General features: G+C 41.0%; 19 protein-coding genes. 10 read left to right on the plus strand and 9 right to left on the minus strand.

Annotation, left to right across the window (positions count from 1 at the left end; translation table 11 throughout):
* Positions 1 to 38: 38 nt before the first annotated feature.
* From PULV_RS05540 to PULV_RS05560, 5 genes are all read left to right on the plus strand, one after another.
* Positions 39 to 2,333, plus strand: coding sequence for an ATP-binding protein (locus PULV_RS05540; RefSeq protein ID WP_176365110.1), 2,295 nt, complete (start codon positions 39 to 41; stop codon positions 2,331 to 2,333).
* 123 nt (positions 2,334 to 2,456) lie between these two features.
* Positions 2,457 to 3,218: a LytR/AlgR family response regulator transcription factor gene (locus PULV_RS21905; protein ID WP_227009360.1), complete on the plus strand. Its 762-nt coding sequence runs from the start codon at positions 2,457 to 2,459 to the stop codon at positions 3,216 to 3,218.
* 84 nt (positions 3,219 to 3,302) lie between these two features.
* The gene (locus tag PULV_RS05550; protein ID WP_086742531.1) at positions 3,303 to 3,683 is read left to right on the plus strand and encodes a BlaI/MecI/CopY family transcriptional regulator; all 381 of its coding nucleotides are present in this window, start codon (positions 3,303 to 3,305) and stop codon (positions 3,681 to 3,683) included.
* 12 nt (positions 3,684 to 3,695) lie between these two features.
* The gene (locus PULV_RS05555; protein ID WP_086742530.1) at positions 3,696 to 5,690 is read left to right on the plus strand and encodes a M56 family metallopeptidase; all 1,995 of its coding nucleotides are present in this window, start codon (positions 3,696 to 3,698) and stop codon (positions 5,688 to 5,690) included.
* 39 nt (positions 5,691 to 5,729) lie between these two features.
* Positions 5,730 to 6,539, plus strand: a complete 810-nt coding sequence (locus PULV_RS05560; protein WP_086742529.1) for a class I SAM-dependent methyltransferase — start codon at positions 5,730 to 5,732, stop codon at positions 6,537 to 6,539.
* 21 nt (positions 6,540 to 6,560) lie between these two features.
* Here PULV_RS05560 and hrpB read toward each other — a convergent pair whose 3' ends face one another.
* From hrpB to PULV_RS05600, 8 genes are all read right to left on the minus strand, one after another.
* On the minus strand, positions 6,561 to 8,984 hold the full coding sequence (hrpB, locus tag PULV_RS05565) for an ATP-dependent helicase HrpB (protein ID WP_193331115.1): 2,424 nt from the start codon (positions 8,982 to 8,984) through the stop codon (positions 6,561 to 6,563).
* 97 nt (positions 8,985 to 9,081) lie between these two features.
* A complete protein-coding gene (arsJ, locus tag PULV_RS05570; RefSeq protein ID WP_086742527.1) occupies positions 9,082 to 10,287 on the minus strand; it encodes an organoarsenical effux MFS transporter ArsJ in 1,206 nt (401 codons plus the stop codon).
* 13 nt (positions 10,288 to 10,300) lie between these two features.
* On the minus strand, positions 10,301 to 11,299 hold the full coding sequence (locus PULV_RS05575) for an ArsJ-associated glyceraldehyde-3-phosphate dehydrogenase (protein WP_086742526.1): 999 nt from the start codon (positions 11,297 to 11,299) through the stop codon (positions 10,301 to 10,303).
* Positions 11,300 to 11,302: 3 nt separating this feature from the next.
* Entirely contained in the window at positions 11,303 to 11,638 is a 336-nt protein-coding gene (locus tag PULV_RS05580; RefSeq protein WP_086742525.1) for an ArsR/SmtB family transcription factor, read from the minus strand.
* 137 nt (positions 11,639 to 11,775) lie between these two features.
* Positions 11,776 to 12,450, minus strand: coding sequence for a hypothetical protein (locus PULV_RS05585; protein WP_193331116.1), 675 nt, complete (start codon positions 12,448 to 12,450; stop codon positions 11,776 to 11,778).
* 75 nt (positions 12,451 to 12,525) lie between these two features.
* Positions 12,526 to 12,873 carry a response regulator gene (locus tag PULV_RS05590; protein ID WP_193331117.1) on the minus strand — a complete coding sequence of 116 codons (348 nt, stop codon included), beginning with the start codon at positions 12,871 to 12,873 and terminating at the stop codon, positions 12,526 to 12,528.
* Positions 12,874 to 13,020: 147 nt separating this feature from the next.
* Complete coding sequence (locus tag PULV_RS05595) at positions 13,021 to 14,253, minus strand: ammonium transporter (protein WP_086742523.1); 1,233 nt, start codon at positions 14,251 to 14,253, stop codon at positions 13,021 to 13,023.
* Positions 14,254 to 14,263: 10 nt separating this feature from the next.
* Positions 14,264 to 14,602: a P-II family nitrogen regulator gene (locus tag PULV_RS05600; protein ID WP_086742522.1), complete on the minus strand. Its 339-nt coding sequence runs from the start codon at positions 14,600 to 14,602 to the stop codon at positions 14,264 to 14,266.
* 317 nt (positions 14,603 to 14,919) lie between these two features.
* Between PULV_RS05600 and PULV_RS05605 the strand changes: the two genes are divergently transcribed.
* From PULV_RS05605 to PULV_RS05620, 4 genes are all read left to right on the plus strand, one after another.
* Entirely contained in the window at positions 14,920 to 16,002 is a 1,083-nt protein-coding gene (locus PULV_RS05605; RefSeq protein ID WP_193331118.1) for a sensor histidine kinase, read from the plus strand.
* Between the two features lies 1 nt (position 16,003).
* Entirely contained in the window at positions 16,004 to 17,101 is a 1,098-nt protein-coding gene (locus tag PULV_RS05610; protein ID WP_193331119.1) for a histidine kinase, read from the plus strand.
* An 85-nt stretch (positions 17,102 to 17,186) separates the two neighbouring features.
* On the plus strand, positions 17,187 to 17,741 hold the full coding sequence (locus tag PULV_RS05615) for a histidine kinase (RefSeq protein WP_086742519.1): 555 nt from the start codon (positions 17,187 to 17,189) through the stop codon (positions 17,739 to 17,741).
* Complete coding sequence (locus PULV_RS05620; RefSeq protein ID WP_086742518.1) at positions 17,731 to 18,453, plus strand: LytR/AlgR family response regulator transcription factor; 723 nt, start codon at positions 17,731 to 17,733, stop codon at positions 18,451 to 18,453. Before PULV_RS05615 ends, PULV_RS05620 begins: the two co-directional genes overlap by 11 nt.
* Positions 18,454 to 18,476: 23 nt before the next feature.
* Here the strand turns inward: PULV_RS05620 and PULV_RS05625 are convergent, their stop codons facing one another.
* A complete protein-coding gene (locus PULV_RS05625; RefSeq protein ID WP_086742517.1) occupies positions 18,477 to 19,742 on the minus strand; it encodes a response regulator in 1,266 nt (421 codons plus the stop codon).
* Between the two features lie 121 nt (positions 19,743 to 19,863).
* Here PULV_RS05625 and PULV_RS05630 point away from each other — a divergent pair, with 121 nt between their 5' ends.
* A complete protein-coding gene (locus PULV_RS05630) occupies positions 19,864 to 20,748 on the plus strand; it encodes a dTDP-4-dehydrorhamnose reductase family protein (protein WP_193331120.1) in 885 nt (294 codons plus the stop codon).
* The last annotated feature ends 66 nt before the right edge of the window (positions 20,749 to 20,814 follow it).

Below are 20,814 nucleotides of genomic sequence, written 5' to 3' on the forward strand. Positions count from 1 at the left end.
AGACACCTTATCGTAACTCGATTATTTTTAGACTTACGATGATTAATATTGTCGTGGTTATGGTTATTTTATCGGCCATAACAGTTGCTTTTATCAATGAAGCAAAACGACGCGTCAACAGCCAAACTGAAGCGTTTTTAAAACACCAATATCAAGCAACCGCTTTAGCATTACAAGGCAACTCCTTGACCAGTCAGGCAATGCGCGTATTGAGTTCGATTGCTACGAACGAGCATATTCTTCGCGCTACGCTAATTGGAGGGCAAGATAAGCGCATAATTGCAGACAACCAGCACCAATATCAACGAGCGTCTATTGATGATGCTTTCAAACCAAATACAGCATCGTTTATCACTCAAGCAATTAATCAATCAAATAGCCATGCAAAAAAAATTGATGGCGAACACTTTTTTTACATTGCTAAAATGATGTTAATTGACCCAGAAATCAAACGCCAGCGCCCTTATTTCATGTTTATAAAATATGATTTAAGTACTGAACAGCAGACTGTTTTTTATGAGTTAAGTGGTTATTTAATCATCGTGCTGTGTGGTTTTTTCATTATATTTTTTGTGACCTACCTCACTCAAAAGCGATATTTTTTCTCACCTTTAACCCAGCTCAGTAACGATATTTCCAAACGTTTACAATTAAAAGATCGCACTGATGAATTTGGCGTGTTTATCCAAGCTTATAATCATGGCCTCAATACGCAACATGCCCAAGAACAAGAGCTGGCTGAGTCTCGACGCTATATCGATACTATCACTCATGAAATTCCTATTTTATTGGCTTACTTTAACAACACACGCTGCTTAGAGTTCATTAATAAACGGTTCTTATCTTGGATTGCAAAATCAACCGAAGACGTCACGGATTTAACCATAGATCAATTATTGCATCATCATGTCCGTACTGACTTAGAACCCTTTTATTTACGCGCATTATCAGGATCGCAATGTTTTTTTGACTGTGAATTCATCGATAAAGATTTAGAGTTTAAATATGTAAAATGCACATTCATTCCAGATCAAGACAGCGATAACACTGTTAAAGGATTTTTCATTTGCATTGAAGATATTACTGAAATTCAACAAAGCAACGATCGAATTACTAACTATCTACATGAATTAGAAAATACCAATACAGAACTAGAAGAAGCCCGCTTTGCTGCGGAGTCATCCGAAAAAGCAAAGTCAGAGTTTTTAGCCTGTATGAGCCATGAAATTCGAACCCCGATGAACGGTATTTTAGGTTTACTAGGGATTGTTCAACGCCAAGCGACACTGAGCCCTGAGCACTTTGATAATATTTCCTTAGCACTTAAAAGTGCGGACTCTTTAATGAATATCATTAATAGTATTTTAGACTTTTCAAAAATTGAATCAGGTAAATTAGAGTTAGAGCACACCCCCTTTCACCTCAAAAAAGAACTCAATTCCATCCTTGCTTTATTAAGTCCGCAAGCCAACGAAAAGCAATTGAGTTTTGAGCAAACCATTGACCCTTCATGTGATTGTTTTGTAAAAGGAGACCCAACTCGATTACGTCAAGTCATCATTAATTTATTAAGCAACGCTGTAAAATTCACTCATAAAGGGAGCGTTGTTTTTCAAGCACAATTAAATCAAGAAGTTGAGCCAGCTTATTTACATTGCCGCATTACTGATTCAGGTATTGGCATGACACAACATCAACTCAGTAAATTATTTCAACCTTTTAGCCAAGCAGATAGTTCTACTACTCGCCAATATGGTGGTACAGGGCTTGGTTTATCCATTGTGAAACGACTTTGTGAATTAATGGGCGGAGGAATTACAGCCATTAGTGAGCCAGAACAAGGCAGTTGTTTTGAATTTCAAATTGCGTTACCACTCAGTGAAGAGCAACCTCAACACACTCAAGAAGAACAAACATATCGCCAAAATCATTCAGAACATAAAATTTTGTTAGTCGAAGATAATAAAGTCAATCAGATTGTCGCCACAAAAATGCTCAGTGAGCTCTCTCTTGAAGTAGATATTGCTCAAAATGGGCTTGAGGCATTAGACATACTCAAACAATGCGATGTTCATCATCCTTACACATTAATTTTGATGGACTGCCAAATGCCTGAACTTGACGGCTATCAAACAACTGAACTCATTCGTGCAGGTGATGTCGGCGCCTATTACAGCGCCATCCCAATAATCGCAATGACCGCTAATGCAATGAAAGGCGACAAAGAGGCGTGCCTCGCTTGCGGGATGAATGATTACATCAGCAAACCACTCCAACTAGATGATATTTATCAAGTCTTATCACTTTGGTTATCCAAACTGACCAAAAAGTAACAACCACATAGCATCTAAAATAAAATCTCGTTCCTTTTTTGTTGCAATATACGAAAGATATCGTATATTAACTACGAGCAACTTCGTATATAAAAATAACACTACGAATCTAAGGAGAAGATGATGTCAAAGTTTACAGTAATAATTGCAAGTGCATCGAATAAACAAGTTAACCTAATTAATGACTGCATAAATGACGACCTACGCTTTGAACTCGCCTGTGTTACACACCATACTGACGAAATAATTGATTTATGTAGCAACATTCAGGTTGATCTTTTGGTGATAAGCGACACGTTGTTTGAACAATTATCAGCAACCGACCGTCTCAAACACTTGCCCATTCATACAAAATTAGCCTTTACCTCTAATTCCACTGAATTTGCAGCGCAAGCATTCGAGTTTAATACGATAGATCTAATGCCAACGCCGTTAACAAAAGCGCGCGTGACCACTATGTTCAATAAATTTGCCAAAACCAGTGAGCCCCTCTATCTCAATCATTTAAAGCAAATGCAATCTTTGCTACAACAAGTAAAACACTATGGATTAGAAACAGAACAAATTATTGTCAAAGAATCAGGCAGAATTCGTATTATTGATACGAATGACATTGAGTGGATTGCAGGTGCAGGTAATTATGTTGAACTCCATTTAGGGCAAGAAACTCGACCTGTGTTGCATCGCGAAACGCTTTCTTCGATGCTCAACCGCATGGCTATCCATGGGTTTGTTCGCATTCATCGCTCGACCTTAGTCAAAAGACGGAGCATAAAAGAGCTCAAACCCACCGAAAATGGCGATTATTTATTAACCTTAAAAAACGGTGAATCTCTTAATTTATCTCGCCGTTATAAACAAAACATGACCGGGATCTTGTGTTAACCTTTTTTGTTATTGATTACGAACAAGTTCGTATGATAGTGTATCTAAAACAAGCACATGCCGTGCTGAGGAACAAACAGCGATATGAGCAAGCTAAAGCCAGTACCAACAACGACAGAGTTAAATTTGCTAAATATTCTTTGGAAAATCCAACCTGCAACAGTCAAGCAGGTACATGAATGTTTGTCCAAAACACAAACGTCTGGCTATACCACGGTGCTAAAAATGCTGCAAATAATGCACGAGAAAGGCTTGGTCTCTCGTGATGAAAGTCAGCGAGCTCACCTGTATAAAGCCCACGACTCGCAAACACAAACGCAAAGCTCTATCGTTAAAGATTTACTGAGTAAAGCGTTTGGAGGCTCAAAGTTTAATCTCGTACAACGCGCGCTCGGCGAAAGTGCAAGTAAAGACGAAATTAATGAAATTCGTAAACTGCTTGATTCATTAGAAGAAAAAAAATAAAGGGACATCAACATGGAAGTATTAACGTATGTCTTAGATAATCGCTTTTTTCAATTACTCGCTTGGCCATTAATTCATTTTTTATGGCAAGCCTGTGTAATTGCAGTGTTGGTGTTTGCAAGTCTTAAACTGATTAATAATCGTTATTCAAAACTACGCTACGGCCTCAGTTTATCAGCACTGGTACTTTGCTTACTTAGCCCTCTAGCCACCTACTTAGTCACTGAATCACAGATGCAAGTAAACGAGCTAGTGGATGTGCAAAGCATAACGGTATCTGAAGCGCAATCATCTCTAATCCCTTCAAACTATGTAAATACCCCATTAACTCAGTGGCTGGATTACGCCCCACTGTTATCTTTATTTTGGCTAATCGGCGTGTGTTTTTTCAGCCTTACCTTGCTGACACAAATGTATCGTACTTATCAGCTCCCAAAGCAAAACACCATCGCACCCAGTGTTGAGTTACAGCAGCTATTTTACAAACTAATCCAACGCTTTAATGCAAATAAACATAGTCGTTTGCTCATTTCTATGTCTGCGGAAGTACCCATGGTCATTGGCTGGATCAAGCCCGTTGTGCTACTTCCTCTTTCTATGAGTTCAGGATTGAGTATTCATCAAGTAGAGATGCTCTTAGCTCATGAAATTGCACATATTAAACGCTATGACTACTTAGTGAATTTTTTGCAAACCCTTGTTGAAGTGATCTTTTTCTTTCACCCTGCAGTGCATTGGATTTCGAAGCAAGTGAGGGCCGAACGAGAATATTGCTGCGACGATGTGGCGCTGTCATGTTGTGATAACCCACTTGCCTACGCCAATACTTTGACTCAAGCGGAAATGCTCAGACCTCATCACATTCCCACTTTAGCGATGGCGGCTTCAGGTGGTGACTTAAAAAATCGCATTTTTAGAGTGATTGATCATCAATGCACTCCAAAAAACACTTTTAAAAGTGATGCCCTTGTTGCAGTCGTGGTTTTGTCTTTATTAAGCAGTGCTTTTTATAATCAAAAAAGCCACGAACACACAGTGAATGACAAAGCTCTAAATGGCAAAACTCAAAATGATAAACCAAAGGCTAATACAACCCCTCTTACCGATCCGATGACGAACACAGACACACTTGAGAGTCAAATTGAGTCACTCTCTGATGTTCTTGAACTTACAGCAACCTCTTCATCAGCAACGACGGCACTCATCTCGACACCAACCATAGCGCCGACTTCTCCACCACAAAAAATACAAATCAGTCACTCTCAGTCAGAGCCAACAACATCGCCTATAGACACTCCCGTGACAATTAAAACTCCGAACGCTTTGTCAAAGCCATCTGCTATTAGCGCTAAAAGCCCGGCAGTTAAGCCTACTGCCAGTTTAGCGACAAAAGCAACGAGTCCAATTGAGCACGGCACCGTCGCACTTACAGCCAAACCCAAAAAAGCTGAACAAGAAAAACCAACAACTGGCGCCCTAATTTCTCACGCAGAAGAAACTACTCAGCCACAAGAAACAACAACTACTATCCAACACAATACAAGTGAACCGGATGCTTTTTCAGCAACGCCAACGCTAGCGAACACAAAACAGCAAAGTGCGGCGGCCGCTAAAAAAACATCTCAAACAGAGATTGCCAAGCCACAGCAAACAAATGAATTATCTGCCACACAATCATTGTCGACAGTCACGGTTAATTCTGCTCCTGAATTAATTCACTCTTTACCGATTGATACACCCAGAGCAGGATTTAGACGAAAAGAACGAGTTTCAGTTCAAGTGACTTTTACTGTTGATAAACAAGGGAATGTGGATGATTTCGAATTTGAAAATGGCGCACTGGCTTTTCGAAAAGCCATCAAAGAATCAGTAAGAGAGTGGCAATTTAAACCCGCTATTACTGATGGCAAACAAGTCACAGCCCGAGTGAGTCGCGAATTCATTTTCACCAAACCTGATCTCTATGATGATCTACCAACAACGGGAACTAGAATCAAACGCTATTAAATGTAAAAATACACCCCCATTTTTTAGCGTTAGACGTACATGATAATTAATCCTGCTTGGCGTATTTTAACTATCGGTGATGGTGACTTATCTTTTTCTGCCTCAGTATGGCAACACCAAAAACCCGCGCACCTTAGCGCAACGGTTCTCGATAGCGCAGACGAACTGTGCGCTAAGTATCGTCATAACCAACTCGCATTTTTACAACAGCAATCAGTAAATGTGTGCACTGGGTTTGATATCACCGATCCTACAAGTTGGGGGGAAATCAACAACTATCAATTTGATTTGGTGATTTTCCAATTCCCACTTGTGCCTAATTTTACCGATGCGAGTGATTATCAGCGTTATTGCCAACATATAAGTGTCAACACCCTCAATCGCATACTGCTCAGACAATATTTAACACATTGTTTTTCGCAATTTTTGGATCCTGATGGAGCCAACCTAGCGGTGATCACCTCAAAAGATGTTAAACCTTATTTGCACTGGCAAATTGACACTACATTGACCCAACAAAGTGGCATCTATTATATTGGCAAAAAGCAATTTGAGATTAACCAATTTCCAGGTTATCAAATCAGAAATGTTGATCGTGATAAACACGTCAAAGATACACAAGGATGGAGTTACTTTTTTAGCACCTACCCAGAGCATTCAATCAAAAGTGACCTAGAATTGCCCATCAATTATCAATCAGGCTGCCCACTGTGTAGAGTGAAGCATTTATCGACAACAGATGAGCAAACTGCCCACACACACTCAAAACGCCATCAAGACATGTTGCATTATGAACAGCAATGGCAGTGGGCATTACATCACCATCCGGCTATAAAATTAGGTAGTTAATCAGGTTTCAATAGGGCGCATTTACATACGACTTTTAACCCGATTTGTTGCCACACTAGTAGCAGGATCATCTGGCCAAAAATGTTTTGGATAACGCCCTTTCATTTCTTTTTGCACCTCTTTGTAGCTGCCTTGCCAAAACCCGGCTAAATTTTGAGTTAACTGTAGTGGGCGACCCCCAGGTGATAACAGCGCCATTAATACCGGCACTTTTCCTTTGGCAATCTCCGGGCTTTGCATCCAACCATACACCTCTTGCATCCGCACTGATAAAGTAGCAGGTCCATCAAGTTGATACTCCAAGCCAATTGTAGAACCGCTTGGCACCTTCACCTTAGTCGGAAAAAGTTGTTTAAGTTGATGTTGGCTTTCCCAGTCCAACATATTGCTCAAAATTTCGAATAGCGCGATTTTTTTTAACTGTGCAAAAGTCGAAATATTGGCCAAATATGGAGCCAGCCACACAGATAAATGACGTGTTAAATACGCATCAGAACATTGTGAGAATGAATCAGGAAAATATTTTGCGGCTAATTCCATTCGAATCAAAAGCTGCTGGCAATTGGAATACTCAGCAAATAAGTTAAGGCCGTGTTTGGCAACTAAATTGAGCCAAGCTTGGGTGCGAAGTGACTCATCAAGATTCGTTTTATTGTCTTTTCGCTCGATCACAAGCGCGCCAAGCATTAAGCGACTTTCTGCGATAAATCGTTGCGCTTTTTCATCAAACTCACACACATCACAGCGCTGAAATAAATGCGGTAAATATGTCTGTAGCTGACCGATTGCAACAGGTACGGCACTGAAAATTCGCTGCCCTTTATGACCGCCAAGCTCTGCAATCGCCACATATTCATCTTTATGCCAATGACCTTCAATAACATCGGCACCAGCACCATTTGCCAATTGGTATCCTTGCCCTCGTCGTTTTGCCATTCTATCTGGGAACGCCATTGCAACCAATAAACCGAGATCTTCTGTTTGCAGTGACTCACTCGGCTTTAATCCGAAGCGTTTAAGCCACATTTTTAAACTCAATTTAAACTGAGGGTGCGTTAAATAGTGCTTATTTTGTAACGCAAAGGCGAGATCCGGATGTTTACTCACTCGGGACTCTAATAACGCCACTAAATAGATTGCTAATGGTAATAACTGTGGCTCTTCTGCTTGTAAGGCTTGCGCCTTAAGTAACATATGCGCTAATCGCAAATCCGTACCAAAGCTCAACATTTGACGACCAAACGGCGTAATTTTATGTTGTTCATCAACAGCTTCTAGCATGATAAGTACTTGCCATGCTTGCTGCTGGGCAATCAGCGAGGGCGAATCGAGTAACGTCAGCTCTGCGATGTCACACCCCCAAAGCGATGCCTCAAGCAAAAGCTGGCTGATATCACTGCTTAATATTTCAGGTTTATCATGGGCATCTCGGCGCTCAAATTGCGCCAAAGAACCCAATCGATAGACGACCCCAGGCTCTAACCGTCCAGCTCGACCAGCACGTTGTACTGCTGATGAGCGGGAGATCTGCGCCGTAACCAGCTCAGTCACTCCGGTTTTAATATTAAATTGAGCCGCGCGTTTTCGACCGCTATCGATTACGATGCGAATACCTTCTATGGTTAAACTGGTTTCTGCAACATTGGTTGTTAATACTACTTTTCGTTTACCTGAGGGGGCGGGCGCAATCGCCGCTTGCTGCTCGCGCTTATTTTGATCGCCAAATAACGTAAAGACTTCAATATCTGGAGGAAGATCCATCAACTGCTGATTTAAGTAAGTTATTTCTCTTTGGCCGGGTAAAAACACCAAACAACTGCCAGACTCTTCTGAAATCGCTTGCTTGATTATTGCAGGCATTTCAAAAAGCCAGTTACTTTCATCTTTAAGGGCTACATACCGCTCAACGATTGGATAACTGCGCCCCTCACTTTGAATAAGCTGACAATTTAATTGCTCAGCAATATGATCCGCATCCAGTGTTGCTGACATTATTAATATTGTCAGATCATCGCGCAGCGCAGCTTGACTCTCAAGCGCAAACGCAAGCGCGGTATCAGCGGCCAAAGAGCGCTCATGAAATTCATCAAAAATCAGGCAATCCACACCACTTAGTTCAGGATCTTGTTGCAGCATGCGAGTGAGCACCCCTTCGGTGACAATCTCTAGCTGAGTCTGTGCACTGACGTATTGCTCATTGCGTATGCGTAAACCAATACTTTGCCCTAGGGGTTCTTGCTGGCAACTCGCCAAAAAATGCGCGATATTGCGTGCCGCTAACCGCCTTGGTTCTAACATAATGATCCGCTTGAAGTGTTTGTCTCTTACAAGCTGTAGCGGCAGCCAAGTAGATTTTCCAGCACCCGGTGGCGCTTGCAATAAAGTGACAGGCTGTGAATGGAGTTGATCAACAAGGTCGGCGTAAATAGTCTGAACAGGAAGCACGAAAAAATAACTTTACCAACAAAAAAGATACGCCATTGTAGCGCTAAATAGTCGCTCACCCAACTATTTAGCTGATGAAGAAAAACAAAGCATGCAATTAATCCGTGCCTTGACTCATGGCACTTTTAGGTAAATTAACACTGATGAATACACAAACTAACACCAAAACAAAGCTGGCGTAAATCGTCGCACTGAATCCCGCGGCTTGATACAAATAACCTGATAACACAGTGCCTAACAAACGTCCGCCTGCATTGGCCATATAATAAAAGCCAACATCCATTGATGCGCCTTCTGAGCGAGCATAATGAACAATTAAGAAGGAATGAATAGCCGAATTAACAGCAAAAACCACCGCAAAGAGCATCAACCCCATTAATGCAACCATTTGCCAATCAAAGAAAACTTGCGCAGCCAAAATCATTGCACCCAATACCAAGAGTAAGGCGATGGCTCCATACAATGCATGTTGTCCTGTTGGTGCATGATCAGCAAAACCGAGTAATTTTGGAGTCGATGACTGCATCATGCCATAAATGATCACCCAAGCTGCCATCATTGCCCCGACAAGCTGACTACTCCAGCCTGCTTCTAAGGTTAAAAATACCGGTAAAGCCACCACAAACCATACATCCCGCGCGGCAAACAAAAAACAGCGTGCGCCAGAGAGCCAATTAACTGCAGGGCTTGTTGAAAAAACCTCACTGAATTTTGCTTTATATTGCTTAGCTTGCAGCGTGTGGGTTAAGTTCATGCCAACTAACAAGGTCAATAATGTCAGTCCACCAGCCAGGCAATAAAGCGCCCCTGTGTACCCAACCACATGAAGTAACCAACCCCCTAAAAAGAACCCCAAACCTTTTAGTGCATTTTTAGAGCCCGTCAACACACTAATCCAATAAAACAACCGAGATGATTGATCTGCAGGCACCAGCTGCTTGATAGCTGTTTTGGCACTCATTTTATTTAAATCTTTAGCTATGCCAGAAATCGCCTGCAAAGCCATCACATAAGCGATACCAAGCCACTGCGTCTGTGCCAATAAAATCAGCGCCACAATTTGTAAAAACAAGCCTGAAAACAACGTGCTTTTTAGACCAAATCGCGCAGCTAACCAACCACCAAACAAGTTGGTCACAATGCCAAAGAATTCATAAAATAAAAACAACGATGCCACAGCTAAGGGGCTGTAACCTAACTGATGAAAATACAGCACCACCAACATCCGTAGTGCCCCATCAGTTAAAGTAAAGCCCCAGTAAGCACTGGTCACTAGCCCATATTCTTTTACGTCTTTATTCATAGTGAGTCATCACTTAACCGCGTGCAATTAAATCAACAATATCGCGCATTCTGCTGACATAATTGATTTCGTTGTCGTACCACGCCAACACTTTCACTTGGGTTTTATTGGTAACTTGGGTCAATAAACCATCAACAATTGCACTGTGTTGGTCACCCACAAAATCAACCGAAACCAATGGACGATGTTCGATATCCAAGATGCCTTTCAATGAGCCCGCTTTGGCCGCTTCAAAAGCTTGATTAATTTCGGCCACACTTGTTTCTCGCTCTGCTTCAATGACTAAGTCAACCAACGAGCCGCTCAATAAAGGCACTCTCACAGCAAGTCCATCGAGCTTACCTTGCAGCTCAGGAAAAATACTCATAATCGCCGTTGTCGAGCCCGAGCTCGTTGGGATCAATGACTCACCGCAAGCGCGTGCTCGGCGCAAGTCTTTGTGCGCTCGATCAACAATGGTTTGGGTATTGGTAATATCATGTATTGTGGTCATCGAGCCATGTTTAATCCCAACCGTCTCTTTGAGCACTTTAATGACTGGAGCTAAGCAGTTAGTGGTACACGAAGCGGCAGTCACAACAGCATGAGTATCGGCTTGATATAATTCATGATTCACGCCGTAGACTATATTCAAAGCGCCCGAATCTTTGACCGGACATGATACCAAGACTTTCGCCAGTCCTTTATCCAGTAAAGGCTGAAATAATGCTGATTGGCGGTATAAGCCTGAACACTCAATCAATAAATCAATCTCATCAATAGGTAACGCGTTTAAATCTTTCTCTTGTAGGGTGCTGATACGCTGTCCTGACACATTAATGGCATCAGACTCAGCCACGATTTGTTCATCTAAAAAACGCCCTTGAACCGAATCAAACGCCAGCAAGTGGGCAACTGTTTTTGCATCACAGCTAGGATCATTGATGTACATGATCTGGTGCTCACCTTGCTCAATCAATAAGCGAGTTAATAATTTGCCCATTCGGCCAAAACCATTAATTGCGACTTTCATTGTTTATTCTCCACACACACTAGGGTTAAATTGATTGCGATCTGCAATACATTGAGGATCCATATCAAGTTGCTGTTTAAGCACATTTAATGCAGCCACTTGCAAGGGGGTAAGCTGTTTTGATAGGCCGTAATAGCGCCAGTTTCCTTGTTTAAACACCTCAGCTAATCCAGCATTTTTTAAATAACTTAAATGACGACTCACTAAAGGTTGCGACAAATCCAGCGTCGTGACGACATCACAGACACAGACGGCATCATAAGACAGTAAAATATTTAAAATTCGAAGTCGTGCTGGCTCAGAGCATGTTTTGTAAAAATGAGCGATTGTATCTATCATTTGTGTATACGTATAAGCAAATATAGAGCGAGCTTACAGTGTTTTTAACAAAGAGAAAATAGAGAACATTTAAAATTCATAAAAGTGTCATAAAACCCGTAGGGTAAATAATCAATGAGCCATAACATCTCACCGATTTAACCAACATGTTTTTTAAATTGTGCCATCACCTCCTCTAAGTCATGCACTATTTTAAAGTGCTCAAGCGCCATTTCTTCAAATTTCATCAATGTCGAGTCAGTGACTTCTGTCAGGCTTTTTTCTTCATCATCTGTTAATTGCAATTTATTAAATACTTCAAAAAACAACCATGATTGCTGGTTTTGAATATGGTTTGTTTCTTTGTTAAATTCATGCATCCTGAACTTAACTAAATCAAGCGCCTCCGAGACTTTTGAAAAATATAACTGCTTGACCATATTTTGATTAATACTGAGTAAATGATGCTCTGCACACTCAACATACGCGGTGAGGACATCAATCAGTTGCCCTTGTTTAACCTCATCATCTGGGATGTTTTTAATTAACATGCTGATGTTTTCTGTTTGAAAAAAATAGCGCCGGCCAATTTTTAAAATTCTGTCTCCTTTTTGCATCGCCAAGCACATCACTTCTTGCTCTAATCCTGTGGCAGCATCTTCAGGGCTGTCCCAAATAGTTAGCCCCTTATTTTCGTTGATAGCAATGGCCGCCAGTAAATTTAATTCACTAAGGTAATGAAAAATGGCGTTTAAAAAACCACTAATACTATGAGTGGTTAAACAAGAACGAATTGCCCGTGCGGTGTGCCCCCAAACAAAAGAATCCGACATGGCCACATACACAGCTTCAGTTGAGGCTTGCTCTGCTTGGGCTATTTGCCGATATTTAGCCCTAAATTTTAGTGCTTATTCTAATTTAAGATTCAACATTGTTGGCGCACATTGGGTTTTATCAATCCAGTCTATGGCGCCGCTATTAAAGGCGGCCATTTTTTTATCTAAATCTTTAGATGCGCTTAAAAAAATAACGATGGGTCGCTCTGCTCTAGATTTCAGTTGTTCAGAAATAATCACCCCTTCACCATCGGGCAAATGGTAATCTAACAACACCACATCAAAATGTGACTTATCAAGTCGCGCTTGGCCTTGCGCAATACTATGGGCCACGTCAGTCTGATATCCTTGACCTAATGATAAAACCAATAAATCACACACACTCTCATCATCTTCAACAATCAGCACTGACACAGTCATAAGTAGACCCTCAAATAGAATCCATTAAGCTTAGTAAATATCTTAAAAAAGCTCGCCTTATCATTGATAAAAACGCATTAATTTATCTCAACCATAAAAAAAGCCCATCAAAAGATGGGCTTGAATCAGTTGTGCAGTTTACTCACATTAGATATTACTACGGACTGTAACAAACTCCGGGTATGCATCAACTCCACAATCATGTTGATCCATGCCATTAATTTCTTCTTCTTCAGAAACGCGGATCCCCATAAATTTTTTCAGTAAAGCCCAAGTGATAAATGACGCAACAAACACAAAGGTAAATATGGTTGCCGTACCAATTAGCTGATTAACAAGAGTCGCATCTGTGTTTGACAGTGGCACCAGCATTAAACCTAAAACACCACATACGCCGTGTACTGAAATTGCGCCTACAGGATCATCAATTTTTAGCTTATCGAGTAACACTATGCTAAAGACAACAAGCGAACCGCCCAATGCACCCAGTAATAATGCTAATACTGGCGTCGGTGACGCAGGCTCAGCCGTAATGACAACCAGGCCCGCTAATGCGCCATTAAGCACCATAGTTAAATCCGCTTTGCGCCATAAAATTTTACACACAAACAAGGCTGCAATCGCTCCAGCTGCGGCAGCAGCATTGGTGTTAACCATTATTTTGCCCAGTGCAGTTGAGTTTTCGACATCAGACAGTAACAACTGCGAACCACCATTAAACCCAAACCAGCCCATCCACAAGATGAATGTTCCCAATGTCGCTAAGGGTAAGTTTGAGCCTGGAATTGGATAGATTTCGCCATTTTTACCATATTTGCCTTTACGGGCCCCTAACAATAAAACACCAGCAAGGGCAGCTGACGCACCCGCCATATGCACAATGCCTGACCCTGCAAAATCAACAAAACCCAGCTGAGATAAAAAGCCACCGCCCCACGTCCAATAACCTTCGAGTGGGTAAATAAAGCCTGTAAGTACGACTGTAAAAGCTAAAAAGGCCCAAAGCTTCATGCGCTCAGCAACCGCGCCTGACACAATAGACATCGCCGTGGCGACAAAAACCACTTGGAAAAAGAAATCAGACTCTAAAGAGTGATTCGCGTCCGCAGCTTGCGTGCCAATCAAGCCACCAAGAGTTGGAATGATGCCACCTTCTGGGTTATCAACGTACATAATGTTATAACCCACCAATAAAAACATGGTGCAAGCAATCGCATATAATGCGACGTTTTTAGTTAAAATCTCAGTGGTATTTTTTGAGCGAACTAATCCCGCTTCTAACATGGCAAAACCTGCAGCCATCCACATCACTAAGATACCTGAAATTAAAAAGTAAAAAGTGTCCAGTGCAAATCGTAATTCTAATACTGTGTTTTCCATCATCTTCCCCTTAAATCGCTTCTTCGTCGAGTTCACCAGTACGGATCCGCACAATTTGATCTAACTCATAAACAAAAATTTTGCCGTCACCTATTTTTCCGGTTGAAGCGACTTTTGTAATCGCCTCCACAATGCGTTCGACATTTTCACTGCGTGTAGCAATTTCAAGTTTGATCTTTGGAATAAAATCCACTTGGTATTCAGCACCACGATACAACTCTGTATGACCTCTTTGGCGGCCAAATCCTTTGACATCAACTACAGTCATCCCTTCAACACCTAAATCAGAGAGCGCTTCTCGTACATCATCTAATTTAAATGGTTTTATAATTGCACTAATCATTTTCATAGTGGACCCTTCAATATCATTATTATTAATCTGTTGATATTTTGTTAATCCAACCTTTGTGCCACTCTGTAAAAAGCAATTAATTCAGTACGATAGAAATATTTATTAACAATTAAATACTTTACTTGCACCACTTGTGTGCAAAAATAAAACCCAGCACACACTATTGGTGCATTTGACACAGCGCGTTTTAATTCCCGATTTAGTTACAGATTGATTTATTGTGATTTTTATCACAATATAGGGTCTTTATTGCCCGTGGTTTGAGTCGGTTTTTCTGGGGTAACCTTTTTAATTTACAAGGTAGTTTTTAACCAATGACATATTGGATCCTCCAAGCCATTGCTGCTTTAGCGCTATTTAGCATTCAGTTTGCTTTTGCGCATGAACGCGAATTCAGTATTTACCCAGACTGGGTTGTATTGACGTCCATCATTTGTAATTCCGCATTACTTGTTCTGCTCAGCCACTTTATTATTCGTGCCCCGCAAAAGTATTTACAAAAAGATAAAGCATATAAAAAGCAGATTTTCTTCACGTTAGTTGTCACAGCGCTCGCGGCAGCCTTTATCGATACCACGATTGCTTCTATGATTGATGCCACAATCAAAGAATCATTAAATGGTCAGGTTTATCAATTTAGAAATGGCAGTGAATTCACCCAAGAACTAAATGTGCTAGGTTTGCATAAAGAGACATGGGATATGTCGCGATTAATTGTCATCCCCCTGATGATGTTTGCTCTTTATTTTTTGTGGGGTCTTTTTTATCTATGCCTCACCAGCCTCAGAAATAGACTGCAAATCAAACAAAAGGTCAAAGAAGGGCAACTGGCGCTTTTAATGAGCCAACTCAATCCTCACTTTTTGTTTAACTCGATGAATAGCATTCGCGGCATGATTTTCGAAAATAAAGAAATCGCCAAAGAATTAGTCGATAAGCTCACCGAACTCTTTCGTTACAACTTGAGTTCAAAACAACAACCGACTATCTCACTCAAAGAAGAACTCAAAGTCTGTGAGTTTTACCTTGATATTGAACATACTCGTCTCGAAGAACGTTTGTTGATTGAAATTAATGTGCCAGATGAACTCTATCATTATTCCATCCCAACAATGGGAGTGCTTACTTTGCTTGAAAATGCCATTAAACATGGCATCGCTCCGCGAATTGAACAAAGCTTGTTGCGCATTACTGCCACAGAGCAAGACAAAACCTGGCAGCTTGATGTCTCCAATCCTCTTTACCTTGGTGAGTTTAAAGCCAGCGGCACTGGAACGGGCTTATCCAACCTCAAGCAACGAATGACATTGATGTACCAAGATGAGGCAAGCATTACAACTAAAGAGGTCGATAACCACTTTATTGCATCACTCATTTTACCGAAAAAGAAGCATTAATATGAATTGGCAATACCTTACACACACAGGCAAAAAATATTGGCAATACTTAGGTATCTCTCTCGTGATAGGGGTTGGCTACTCCTTTTACACCATTTTGACTATTTTAGAAGAACTCGCCAGTAGACCTTACCTTGTGACACAAGTATTAGTTAGCTATACAGGCTTTTTCATTGCTTTTCATATTGTTGCTCGTGGTATGTACAAAGTGAATGAACATAAAATCATGTCGATTAAAAAGCAGTTACTTTGGATTATCTGCATTTCAATCGTGGCTCCGCTCCCTTGGTTGTTGAGTGACTTTCTCTTTTTTCAACTCGTCCCCCGCACCTATACTTTTGATGACTTGATGAAGATTGTGTATCAGCTTCCAACCACTAATTGGTCTTATCAAATACTGACTATCGTGATGAGCTATTGGGGAAACTTTATCATTTACCTGATTGTTTATGTCATGATTGTATCGGGGCGCAACTACCACAAATTAAAAGATATTAACGAAAAACAAGAACTTAAAATTCTTATAAATCAAATCAATCCTGATTTTCTTTACAATACAATGGATGTTATTAAGCGCACCATTGATATTGATGCTGAGCAAGCAGCCGATGTCGTCACCCAAGCCTCAGAGTTATTTAGGTATAACCTCACCGCCAGTAAAAATAATGCCGCGACAATAGAACAAGAACTTGAAAGCCTCACGAACTATCTCAATTTGCTGAAATTGCAAAATCGAGCACCCCAAGATATTCATATCGAATTGGCCGATCAACATTTTATTGAGTCACTGCCGACTATGACCCTTATTTTTATGGTGTCGCATATTTTAAAAAATGCACTGCACCCCAACCATTCATTATTGATAAAAGGGCAGCAACAAGGCGAGAAATACCTACTGACTTTGCTGCACACATCAACAAAAAAGCGCATTGTCGATGCTGATTATTTTAGAAACATCAAACACAGGCTCGCGTTTATGTTTCATGACAAAGCGCAACTCACTTCAATTAAAGATAAAAATAGCCATAAGTTAATGTTATCTTTGCCATTAAAGGAACAAACAACCACTCATCCTGATATTTTACCTTCTGTCATTTAACAGTAGGCATTATGGATGTTAACTTTTACACTTATTGTTACGCCTTAATTAATGCGATTCTACATTACTTTTAAAAAGCGACTTTATGTTTGATACCAATACCGAATCAGCGCTCAACCCACACTTCATCTTCAATAGTATGAACGCGATTCGCTATACAATTTTTGAAGATCAAGAAAAAGCCAGCGAACTGCTCAGCGAGCTGGCACAATTGCTACGCTACAAACTCGCAGATGGCAAAGCCCACACCGATGTGCTTGAAGAGCTCACCTATGTTAAACAGTATTTAAATCTTGAGGCCTTGCGCCTTGAAGAGCGACTCATCAGCACTGTCACGTTCAATAACGTGAGTAAACACAACCCTCTGAGCCACTCATTATTGTTGCCGCTGGTAGAAAAAATTTGCCATGAAAAAGATATTTATAGCGTGCAAGAAAACACGCTCACGATTGTGTGCAGCGAACACAATAAATGCGTCACTTTCACCCTTGAATTAACCCAAAAACCAGGGGTAAAACCTGGTGAAATCAATTTTGATACTGAACTTAATCTAATTAAATCCAGCGTAGCAACTACAATTGCACAAACACTGACAAAAAATAGCTATAAAATGGAGTTAACGCTTAATTATGACCATTAAAGTGATCATCGTAGATGATGAGCGCCTTGCCCGAAACGAACTCAAACGTTTATTGGCCAAGCATAGCCAAGTGGAAATCATCGACGAAGCCAAAAACGCTGAAGAAGCAAAAGAAAAAATAGCCGAACATAAACCTGATGCGATATTCCTCGACATCCATATGCCGGGTGCAACAGGGTTAGAGTTAGCAGAATCACTCGGTGACGATGTGAATATCATTTTTTGCACGGCCTACGATCAATTTGCCGTTGATGCCTTTTCACTCAACGCCATGGATTACCTAGTCAAACCCGTCAATCCTGAGCGCCTTGCTGACAGCTTAGTTAAATTAGAAAAACGTTTAGCACAATCAAAAGAAAAATCGTCATTGCCAGACGATCATAAATTGATGGTTAAATATGGCGAGAAAATGCGCATCATTCAACTCAATGAAATCATTCGCTTTGAATCAATTGGCAACCATGCAGCCATTTACACCCCACATGGTAAAGCGTACTTGCATAGTTCACTCAATAAAATCGAAAAGAAACTCGATGAAAGCCATTATTTTAGAGCGAGCCGCTCTGATATTATCCGTCTTGATGCTATTTCAAGCATGGAGCAATCGATTGGTTATGGCTTAACTGCGACCTTATCAAATAACCAAACGGTTGAAATTTCGCGTCGCCAAGCAACAAAACTCAAACAACTACTTGAGTTTACCCAGCTCTAAACACTCCTAAAATCCGCAATGCATCACACCGGCTCGATGCATTGCGATTTATTTTCAAACACCGCAACTTGATTTCGACCTTGCCCTTTAGCATCATACAATGCGATATCGGCATGTTGCATGGCTGTTTCAAGAGACGGCCCTTCAATCCCACAAATTCCAATACTGACAGACACTGCAATTGGCTGCGAAGCAAACACAAACAAATGATTTGACACATAAAACCTAAACTCATCCATCAACTCTACAGCTTGGCTTAGATCACTCACATTCAACATTAACGCAAATTCTTCACCACCAATTCGGGCGATTAAACACTCTGGAAAATGATGCTGTAACAAAGAAGATAATAACACCAACACTTCATCACCGGCTTGGTGGCCATAGGTATCATTGATTTGCTTAAAGTAATCAATGTCTAACATCGCCAATACTGACGTTTGTTCTGGTTTACAGTGTTGTATTGATTGCTGTGCTTGTTGATAAAAATAACGGCGATTATACAAACTCGTTAAATAATCCCGATTCGCAGCATCTTTAATTTGCCCAATCATATTGAGTTGTTCCATAGTCTGCATCACACGACAATGAAACTCTTCAGGCATAAAAGGCTTAATCAAAAAGTCATTCGCGCCGTATTTAATAAACTTTGCCGATAAACTTTGGCTGCCCGAACCTGAGATGCCGATAATAGCTAACTCGTCTCGTCCACGGCGGTGACGAATTGCTTTAGCTAACTCAAATCCATCCATTTTTGGCATCGCATAATCGGTCAGCAACAATTTGATTGAATTATCTGAACTGAGCATTTGCAAAGCCTGTTCGCCATCAGCAGCTTCCTCAACTTGATACAACAGTTGCTCTAACATCTGCTTCATTAAATTACGACTCGTTTTTGAGTCATCAGCAACAAGCACCTTACTGCCTTGATTTCGCAGCAACTGCGCAAGCAGTTTTATTGCATAAAGGTAAGAATCTCGATTATCTTTGAGTACGTAGTCAATCACACCCATTTCAATCATTTGCAGGCGTTTATATTCATCAATCGCAGACGTCAGCACCACGGTAGGGATCGCTGACTTCATCATCAATTTGACCACTTCCCCGTTCGGGGCATCGGGTAACGTTAAGTCAACTAATGCCACCGTATAACGATGCTTTTTAATCAATGTTGCAGCTTCACGCAGCGACCAAGCAAAATCAACGTCAATATCTAACCACTGAGCGGCTAAATGTCTTAATACTTGTTGAACCATTTTGCTATCTTCAACAATTAATACTCGTTGCATGTGCCTACTCCGTAAAGCTAAAATCAAAAACTTTAGCCAGCATAACGCTTTATTATTACAATCGATACGAGATAAAAGCAGAATGTAACAATTTGTTGCTAATTTAACAACTGAGAAACGTATGAAAAAAATAATGATTACCGGTGCAAGCGGCCTGTTAGGGCGTGCATTAATGTCGACATTTACGCCAAATTTTACCGTTTTAGGCACGGCCTTTTCTCGAACATCACCGCCCTTGCATAAACTTGACCTAACCGACTTTACCGCCCTTGAAGCCTTTATTACTGAACATCAACCCGACTACCTAATTCATGCGGCAGCAGAGCGTAAACCTGAAGTGTGCCAAGCGCAGCCCGAGTTCACACAACAACTCAATGTTTCGCTGCCTCAAAAATTAGCCCTGCTGTGTCATCAATATCGTATTGAGCTGTTTTTTATCAGTACCGACTATGTGTTTGATGGACTTAACCCTCCATACGCTGAAAACGCCGACACTCACCCACTCAACGACTATGGTCTGTCTAAACAACAGGCCGAGCAAGCGGTGTTAAGCTATCCAGCGCACAATGTTATTCGCGTGCCAGTGCTCTATGGCCAAGTGGAGTTTATTGAAGAATCTGCACTCACTATCACGTGGGCACAATTGCAGCAAAATAAGCAACCTGCCATGGACAATTGGGCGATACGCTACCCAACCCATGTAAGTGACATTGCAGCCACCTTACACGATATGCTAACTAAACTAACACCGTCTGAACGTGGTGGGGTTTTTCATATCTCAGATACGACAGCTCACACTAAATACGCGCTTGCTTGTGCATTAGCGGATGCCTTTGGAGACGATAAAACGCGTATTATTGCCCAAGACAGCGCCGTTGGTCAGGCTGCAAGACCAAAAAACTGTCAATTACAAGACACCCGTTTAACCCAAAAAGGAATTTTATATCAACGAGATGCAACTCAAGGTCTCATTGATGCTGTTCGGCCCTTTGTAGCACACAGCTAATTACTAACTTCACCGTATAATCTGGTCATCAGTCTCAAGATGTTTGGTTTTTAGACTAAAGTTGCT

The sequence above is a fragment of the Pseudoalteromonas ulvae UL12 genome (assembly GCF_014925405.1).
Taxonomy (GTDB): Bacteria; Pseudomonadota; Gammaproteobacteria; order Enterobacterales; family Alteromonadaceae; genus Pseudoalteromonas; species Pseudoalteromonas ulvae.